Raw genomic sequence first — 8056 nt, 5'->3', positions numbered from 1 at the left:
GATGTGTATAAGAGACAGGCGAAGGCGTTCATACAGGCACGATCTGCACAGCGTCGGGTCCCAACCCTCGCCCGCGGGTGGTCTCTCGGCACAATCCGCGCAAAGCTCGGGTACGTGCGGGCTTGACTCTCGTGCTGTACCCGACTCTTGCAGTCCAGGCCCGTCCCGTCCCGTCCCGTCCCTATCGGTTTCCACTTGGGTGTCCACTTGGGAACCCACTTCGGTTATCTGCTTGTCGGCCTTAGTTGCAAACCGCTCGCGGGGAACCGTCGGTGGCCGCCCACCACGGCCCCCGTTCTGCTGGTTTCTCCGCTGCATCTTGAGCACCATGTCGCGAAGGCGTTGATAGGCGCCGTGGTGGACGATGCGGTAGTGATCTCCCTCGTCGGTCCACCAACCACAAGCCACGAGCTCGTCGGCCGCGTCAGGATGTTTGGCCCAGCGGCGCAGGTCGTCTTTGTCGAGGCCCAGATCGAGCAGTTTGCGGTTGGACCAGATCAGGCCCTCGGTGTGTAGACGGAACGCCTTGTCGGAGAGCTGCCAGCAGTCGTCACTGAAGTCGTCGGAGAGCTTGGTCCACGTCATTGGGCCTCCCCGCGCAGCTGCGCGAGTCGGCCCGCGGCGTCCACGATCTCGTCCAACAACGACTTCGCCATCGGGGGGAGATCGCTCTCCGCGGCTGTCTCCGCCGCTGCCGTCAGTGCGATGCCTGCGGATTCGACTTTGCGGCGCAGCGATTCCGCCGCCACCGCGGCGCCGTAGGGGCGGGCAGTACGTGCGGCGCCCGATGTCGTGGCGCCCCTCAACCGACCAGGAACCAGGCCGGTGAACCGACCCGTCCGCCGCAGCTCGTCGGCCACCAGCTGCGGCCCTACAGGCATGCCGGCGCCGAGAAGATCCCGAACGGCGGCAAGGATCACGGCCAGCGCCGGGTCGCCAACATCGTCGTCGCGCAGCAGATCCAGCACTTCGACACCGTCGTCCGGCGCCCACAGCAGCGCACCGACAAGCAGGGTGGCGATGTCGGGATGCGGTCCGACGGGCGGCGACTCCCGATAGTGCGCGATCGGCCGGTGGGCCGCCTCAGTCACCGACACCGACATTGACTCCAGTCGACATGCCCAAGTGCGCCCAGGCGTCACGTTCAGCCAATGCTGCGGCGACCAGCCGGTCAACGTAAGCCTCGATTGATTCTGAAGTCACAAATGATCGGCGGCCAATTTTCGCCAGGGTGAGTTCGCCTTGGCGAATGAGTTCGTACACCTTGGTTCGGCCGACGCCGCCCAGCGCGTGGCTGACGCCTTCAGGGCCCGCGATGATCGGCACGAGCAATCTGGTCTGAACTGGCACTTGGCCCTCCCTTGTTCGGTACATCAGTGGGCGTCAGTGTTCAACTCGCACGCGACGCACATGGACAGCATGGCCTGCTTATGGCATGGTTATCCTTGCCAGAGAGCCGCGGATTGATGGCAGGGATGGGGTGGCGAAGGTGGCCGACCGACCGGGATTCGATTCCTTGCCACTGGAGGAGTTCGAGCGTCTACGCGCCGAGAACTACGCCAAAGAGCCCGGGCCGCCAGCAAAGCTGATGAGCCAGGACGAGGCACCCGCCGTGTTAGCCAACATGACTGACGCCGGTATGCCGGTGGTCAACGCGGCGGGGGCCGAGATCGGAAGGGCGTCTTGGTCTACGGGAGCGGCGTTTGTGCGACTCGGTGACGTGCTGATCCCTGAACGAATAGATGCCCACTTTCCTGGTGGCGGTAACCAGCCGGGCGTGCACCTGACGATCGAATTCCGTGGTGGCGCTCCTGGATATACGCGAATTACTTTGCAGTCCAAAGATATTGGACGGCATGTGATTTCGCAGGATGTGGGTATCGCGCGGGATCGGTTGAATTTCTGGCTCGATGCCGTCTTGGAGGCGGCGGCCCAGCGTCCCGGCTCCACCCTGGGGGCGCCGGATTGGGCAGATGCGGGCGATGCATGGCGTGAAATTCGTGATTCACGCCGCGGGTTGCGGCGCAGGATCACCGACGCCCTTCTGATTGACGTGGCGGCGCTGTACCGGTCGAACGTCGACAGCAAACCGATTAAGGCGATCGAACATGCCTATGGGGTGTCGTATCGGACCGCTGCGCGTTACGCCGAGCTGGCCGCTGCAGCGGGCCATTTGCCGCCTGCCCCGAAGCCGGGAATGAAGCGCGCAAAAGAAATGTCCAAGTCGGAGACGTCGTCGACCTCGTGGGAGTCGATCACCACGAGCGACGCCCCGGGAGGCCACCGTGGGTAAACGCGGAAATGGCGAGGGCAGCGTCTACAAGCGCATCAAAGACGGCAAGGTGGTGCGCTACGAGGGCGCCATCACCTACCCCGGCGAGGACGGCCGAACTAAACGGCACGTCGTCTACGGCCGGACCCGCGCCGACGTCAACGACAAGCTCAGGAAGGTGCGCGAACGCCTCGAAGCCGGAGCCCCCGCCACCGACACCAAACAGACGGTGGGCGCGTGGATGGCGCACTGGCGGACCACCACGCTGGCAGCGTCCGACCGCAAAGCCTCGACGCAGGAGCTGTACTCAAACCTTTCGCGCCGCCACCTCGAAGCCGCACCCTTCGGCGCCATCCGCCTGGACCGGCTCAAGGCGTCGGACATCGATGCCCTCGTGTTGGCGATGCGCGCGAAGATGAAGCCCGCGGCGGTAGAAGGTGGTGAGCCGCGACGAGCGCTGTCCGATTCCACGATCCGGCAGGTGTACACCGTGCTGCGGGCCGGACTCGACGGGGCGGTCCGCGACGGGCTACTGGCCCGCAATCCCGCGGCCCAGGTGAAGCGGCCCGGCCTCGAGCGACGCGAGGCCAAACATCTCGACCCTGCGGCCGTCACCGCCGTCCTGAGGGCCGCCGAGGACTCCCGCTATCACCCCGCGCTGGTGCTGATCGCTTCAACCGGGCTCCGCAAGGGTGAGGCACTTGGGTTGTCTTGGGAAAGGGTGGATTTGGAGTCCGGCACCCTGAAAGTGACTGCGACCCTGGTCCGTAACGGCAACCGGCTGGTGCTTTCGGAGCCAAAGTCGGAGCGGTCGCGCCGCACCGTGCCGATCTCCCCCGCCGTCGTGGCGCTCCTACGTAGGCAGCGAGCGACCCAAGCAGCGGAACGTCTGCGGGCTGCCAACCAGTGGACTGAGACCGATCTGGTGTTCACCACCGAGTTCGGCACCCCGGTCGATCCAAGGAATCTGCTGCGGGTGATCGAGGTGGCGGCCAAGGCGGCCGGTGTTGATGACGTCGGCGTACACACCCTGCGTCATAGCGCGGCGGTGGCGTGGCTGGAGTCCGGGGGGCATATCAAGGCGGTAGCGGACCTGCTGGGGCACTCCTCGATCGCGATCACTGGCGACGTATACGGCCACACCAGCGACGATGCAGCGCGGGCGGCGATCGACGGCCTTAGCGCCGCCCTGAGGATCAAATAGATGGGGGCGCTCCAGCTTTGAATACCGCGAAGCCCTGGCGAACATACGAGGAGCTGTCCCGCGTCCTGTTGGAGAAGTGCAGCGATGCCTTCGGCTTCGAGCTGCAGGCCGTAGACGGCACGCAAAAGCTAGCTGGGAAATCCGGAACACATTGGGCGATCGACGCCAAAGGGATAAGACAAGGCGACGGCGCCGTAATCGTCGTCGAGTGCAAGAGATACCCCGGTTCGACCGTGGACCAAGGAACCATGGGAACGCTGGCCTTCATCATCAGCGATGTAGACGCCGCAGGCGGGATACTTGTGACACCGATAGGCGCTCAAATGGGCGCTCGTCTCGTCGCCGAAGCTCACAACATCAAGGTCGTTCGGCTGGACGCAAACACTGATGCCACGGCCTACATCATGGAGTTCTTGGGCGACATCATCATCGGCCCTGCCCCGGCGACGATGACAATAACGGGTCATGTGCCCATCGTCACGGTTGCGCCAGTTCAGCCGGAGCTGGGCAAATGAAATATCGGGTTGCTGTACCGGTTGCTGTACATACCCCCGGAAGGTATGCGGAAAGGCGGCCCCGGAGTCCTCCGAAACCGCCTTTGACCTGCTACTTCCTCTGTCGGGCTGACAGGATTTGAACCTGCGACCACTTGACCCCCAGTCAAGTGCGCTACCAAACTGCGCCACAGCCCGCCGCCGCCGCACGATCTCCGGCAGCAGGTCGAAAGCCTACCGCACGCCCGCGGCTGTCCCGAATCGGCGTGCGGACATGTCGACCACGTAGGCTCGGTGAGCGAAACTGCCCCTCTCGGCCGCGCCACTAACCCGCAGGAACCACCACTTATGCAGCTTCCCCCCTCGCAGCCGTGGTCGGCCGTGCCCGACCCGCCCGAGCCGTTGGACACCGTCAGCGATCCCTCCGACACCGCCGAAGTCGTCGAGGTCGCTGACAGCGCCGACACGGTGTTGCTGCTGCAGAAGATGGAGAACCGCCTGATCAGGCACACGCTGCGGCGGCCCGGCGTGCTCAGCGCCGAGCAGCTGCGCCGGCTGCGCTATCTGCTCAACTTTGCCCGGCTCGACGACTTCGAGCCCGGCGCGGCCGGACCCCGCGGCGCGCGGGGTCGCGGCGACGTCTCGGTGGGCCCCGAGCTGGCCCAGTGGCAGGCCCGGGTGGCCGACACGATGCGCGGACCCCTGCGCGAGGAACGCGATCCGGTGATAGCGCTGACCGCGGCCCGCGACACGCTGGGCGGGCTGGCCGCCGATCAGGACGAGCAGCGCCGCCGGGTGGCCGAGCGGCACGGCAACGACTTCTCCCAGGCCGAACTCGACGCCGAGGTGGGTTACAAGAAGCTGGTCACCGTGCTCGGCGGCGGGGGCGGCGCCGGGTTCGTCTACATCGGCGGCATGGAGACCCTGTTGGAGTCCGGGGCGGTACCGGACTACCTGGTCGGATCATCTTTCGGCTCCATCCTGAGTTCGGTGGTCAGCCGGACGCTGCCGGTGCCCATCGACGAGTACATCCAGTGGGCCAAGACGGTGTCGTTCCGCGCGATCCTGGGTCCCGAGCGGCTACGCCGCCGCTACGGCCTGACTGGTGTGTTCGCTTTGAACTTCGACCTGTTCGCCGACGCGATGTTCCGCCGCGAGGACGGGGAGCGAATGCGGATGTCGGATCTGGACATCCCGTTCGACGCGGTGGTGGCCGGGGTGCGCCGGCAGCCTTTCGCGGCCCTGCCCGCGCGCTACCGCAACCAGAGCCTTGCCGCGCTGCAGCTGCGGTCCTTCCCGTACCTGTCGATCGGGTTGGGCCCGCAGGTGGCCACTCGCCTGTGGCAGACGGCGGCGTTCATCGACCCGCGGGTGGTGACGCCGATCGTCATCGGCGGCGACAACCCCGACCGCGACGTCAACGTGGTGGACGCGGCGTCGTTCTCCTCGGCGATCCCTGGGGTGCTGCACCACGAGCCCAAAGATCCGGCGATGGAGCCGATGTTCGACGCCCTGCTGGCCGACAATGACGTCGGCGCCCTGGTCGACGGCGGCGCGGCCAGCAATGTTCCTCTGGAGCTGGCCTGGAAACGGGTCCGCGCGGGTCGGCTGGGCTCGCGCAACGCCTGCTATCTGGCGTTCGACTGCTTCCACCCGCAGTGGGACCCCAAGCACCTGTGGCTGGTGCCGATCACCCAGGCGATCCAGCTGCAGATGGTGCGCAACGCGCCCTACGCCGACCACCTGGTCCGCTTCTCCCCAACGCTGTCACCGGTGAACCTGGCGCCGTCGGCGGCCACCATCGACCGGGCCTGCCAGTGGGGACGCAAGAGCATGGAGCACGCCATCCCGGTGGTCTCCGCGCTGCTGGAGCCGGTCTGGTGGGAGGGCACCCAGCCCGCGGTCGGAACGCCTGCGCAGCCCATCCAGCCGGAGCACCCGCACGCGGCGTCCATGGATGAGGTGATGGCCTCGACCCAGCCGCCACGCGGCCGCCGCTGGGACCGATGGCGCAGGCAGGGCCCGGCCTGAGCCGCCTACACCGTCAGCAACCGGTACAGGCCGATCAAGCCGACCACCAGGATCATCGCGCGTAGGGCGTTCGGAGACAGCCGGCGCCCATAGTGGCCGCCCAGGTATCCGCCGATCAGCGATCCGATTGCGATCAATCCGACTGCGGGCCAACTGATCCGGTCGAATGCCGTGGTGATGTAGGCCAGGGCGGCCACCACGTTGACCACCGTCGTCAGCAGCACCTTGGCGGCATTCATCCGCTGCATGGACTCCGGCAGCAGCACCCCCATCACACCGATCAGCAGAATGCCTTGCGCCGCTGAGAAATAGCCGCCGTAGACGGCGACGGCGAACGTGCCGAGCGTCAGGGCCACCGTCCGGCGGCGACTCATCTGGTCGACCGAACGCCCGGCATCTTCGGCACGCCGCTGGGCGATGGCCTGAATCTTCGGGCCGACGACCACCAGGACCAGCGCCAGCACCAGCAGCACCGGGACCACCCGGTTGAACACGCTCTCGGGCAGATGCAACAACAGGTAGGCACCCAGCAGCGCACCGAGCAGCGAGCCGGGGACCTGCCAGCGCAGCCGCCCCCACTGCCCGCGCAGCTCCCGCCGGTAGGCCAGGGTGCCCGACAGTCCGCCGGCCACCAGGCCGATCGAATTGGAGATCGTTGCGGTCAGGGGCGCAAAGCCCAGCGTCACCAAGGTCGGGAAGGTGACCAGGGTGCCCGAGCCGACCACCGCGTTGATCGCCCCGGCGCCCACCCCGGCCAGCATGATCAACACCATCTGCGTCACCGGCATCTGCAGCACCCTACGCTGGTCGTGCAGACGATGAGCGCAGCTAAGGGGTGAAACCATGATCGGCAGTAGGGCAAAGCGAGCCGTCGGCGTCGCCGGTGCGGTGCTGGTGGTGGCCCTCGGAGCGGCCCCCGCGGCCCAGGCCGACCCCGAGGTGCCCTCGGGCCCGTACGCCTTCACCGCCGTGCACGGGCCGTCGCAGCGGTCCGCGACGTGGACGTTCACCCCCTGCGGCGCGACGTGCACCCGCGTCGACGGGGAGCGCTGGCTGCAGAACGCGGAATTTCACCTCAACGGCGGCCGCTGGGAGTACAGCGGGCAGGGCAGCATGGACTGCCCGGTGGATCACACGCCGCTGCCGGTGTCGAAGACGGCCAGCTTCGACGCGCTGACCCTGGCGGGGCAGTGGACCACCGCCACGCTCGAGCCGTGCGGTCGTGGCCCGGCCGGCGGCGTGGTGGGGCAATGGGATTTCCAGCTGACCAAGATCGGATGAGCCCGCGGGCCACCCCTGGCGCACGCAGAAGTCTCGCCGCGCGCAGCAGCCGGATCAGCGAGAACGCTTGGGGCCGCGCTTTTCCCGCACCCGCACATTGATGCGGATCGGGCTGCCCTCGAAGCCGAACTCCTCACGCAGCCGCCGCTCCAGGAACCGGCGGTAGCCGGCCTCCAGAAAGCCCGACGTGAACAGCACGAACGTGGGAGGCCGCGACGCCGCCTGCGTCGCGAACAGAATCCGCGGGGCACGGCCGCCGCGGGCCGGCGGGGGTGTCGCCGCCACCACCTCTTTGAGCCAGGTGTTGAGCTGCCCGGTGGAGATCCGCTTGTCCCAGGACTCCAGCGAGGTCTCCAGCGCCGGAACCAACTTCTGCACCGCACGTCCGGTCTTCGCCGAGATGTTGACCCGCGGCGCCCACGCCACCCGGGCCAGGTCGCGGTCGATCTCCTTGTCCAGCAGGTAACGACGGTCCTCGTCGACCAGGTCCCACTTGTTGAACGCCAGCACCAGGGCGCGGCCCGCTTCGATCACCATCGCCAGCACCCGCTGGTCCTGCTCGGTCAACGGCTGCGAGGCGTCCACCAGGATGATCACCACTTCGGCGGCGTCGATGGCGCCATGGGTGCGCACCGAGGCGTAGAACTCGTGCCCGCTGGCCTGGCCGACCTTGCGGCGCAGCCCGGCGGTGTCGACGAAACGCCAGACCTTGCCGTCCATTTCGATCAACGAGTCGACCGGGTCCACGGTGGTTCCCCTGTCTCTTATACACAT

Annotated in this window: 10 protein-coding genes and 1 tRNA gene; 5 read left to right on the top strand and 6 right to left on the bottom strand. The window is 67.0% G+C overall.

The genetic code is table 11. The annotated features are described in order from the left end of the window. From LI92_RS23290 to LI92_RS17995, 3 genes are all read right to left on the bottom strand, one after another. A partial coding sequence (locus LI92_RS23290; RefSeq protein ID WP_152665541.1) for a hypothetical protein occupies positions 1 to 585 on the bottom strand: 585 nt, incomplete at its 3' end. Then, positions 582 to 1091 (bottom strand): DnaB-like helicase N-terminal domain-containing protein, encoded by a 510-nt coding sequence (locus LI92_RS18000; RefSeq protein WP_152665540.1) that lies wholly within the window; start codon positions 1089 to 1091, stop codon positions 582 to 584. The genes LI92_RS18000 and LI92_RS23290, both read right to left, overlap by 4 nt. Then, positions 1084 to 1350 (bottom strand): helix-turn-helix domain-containing protein, encoded by a 267-nt coding sequence (locus tag LI92_RS17995; RefSeq protein ID WP_286135180.1) that lies wholly within the window; start codon positions 1348 to 1350, stop codon positions 1084 to 1086. Before LI92_RS17995 ends, LI92_RS18000 begins: the two co-directional genes overlap by 8 nt. Positions 1351 to 1489: 139 nt before the next feature. Here LI92_RS17995 and LI92_RS17990 point away from each other — a divergent pair, with 139 nt between their 5' ends. The 3 genes from LI92_RS17990 to LI92_RS17980 are packed head-to-tail and all read left to right on the top strand — an operon-like array spanning position 1490 to position 3991. Continuing rightward, positions 1490 to 2293, top strand: coding sequence for a hypothetical protein (locus tag LI92_RS17990; protein WP_152665539.1), 804 nt, complete (start codon positions 1490 to 1492; stop codon positions 2291 to 2293). After that, on the top strand, positions 2286 to 3476 hold the full coding sequence (locus LI92_RS17985; RefSeq protein ID WP_046321311.1) for a site-specific integrase: 1191 nt from the start codon (positions 2286 to 2288) through the stop codon (positions 3474 to 3476). Before LI92_RS17990 ends, LI92_RS17985 begins: the two co-directional genes overlap by 8 nt. 17 nt (positions 3477 to 3493) lie before the next feature. Next, positions 3494 to 3991 carry a restriction endonuclease gene (locus LI92_RS17980; protein WP_046321309.1) on the top strand — a complete coding sequence of 166 codons (498 nt, stop codon included), beginning with the start codon at positions 3494 to 3496 and terminating at the stop codon, positions 3989 to 3991. Between the two features lie 103 nt (positions 3992 to 4094). Here LI92_RS17980 and LI92_RS17975 read toward each other — a convergent pair. Next, positions 4095 to 4168, bottom strand: a tRNA-Pro gene (locus LI92_RS17975). 150 nt (positions 4169 to 4318) lie between these two features. Here LI92_RS17975 and LI92_RS17970 point away from each other — a divergent pair. Next, entirely contained in the window at positions 4319 to 6001 is a 1683-nt protein-coding gene (locus LI92_RS17970) for a patatin-like phospholipase family protein (RefSeq protein ID WP_082109792.1), read from the top strand. Positions 6002 to 6006: 5 nt separating this feature from the next. Here the strand turns inward: LI92_RS17970 and LI92_RS17965 are convergent, their stop codons facing one another. Continuing rightward, on the bottom strand, positions 6007 to 6789 hold the full coding sequence (locus LI92_RS17965) for a sulfite exporter TauE/SafE family protein (protein ID WP_046321316.1): 783 nt from the start codon (positions 6787 to 6789) through the stop codon (positions 6007 to 6009). Between the two features lie 55 nt (positions 6790 to 6844). On the opposite strand from LI92_RS17965, the gene LI92_RS21945 reads away from it, so the two are divergent. After that, positions 6845 to 7282: a hypothetical protein gene (locus tag LI92_RS21945; protein WP_052740845.1), complete on the top strand. Its 438-nt coding sequence runs from the start codon at positions 6845 to 6847 to the stop codon at positions 7280 to 7282. Positions 7283 to 7336: 54 nt separating this feature from the next. Here LI92_RS21945 and LI92_RS17955 read toward each other — a convergent pair. Next, on the bottom strand, positions 7337 to 8056 hold a 720-nt coding region (locus LI92_RS17955), incomplete at its 5' end, for a GTP-binding protein (RefSeq protein WP_046321305.1).

Source organism: Mycobacterium sp. UM_Kg1, assembly GCF_000972925.1.
Classification (GTDB): domain Bacteria; phylum Actinomycetota; class Actinomycetes; order Mycobacteriales; family Mycobacteriaceae; genus Mycobacterium; species Mycobacterium hiberniae.
This window is presented reverse-complemented; position numbering and strand designations above follow the sequence as displayed.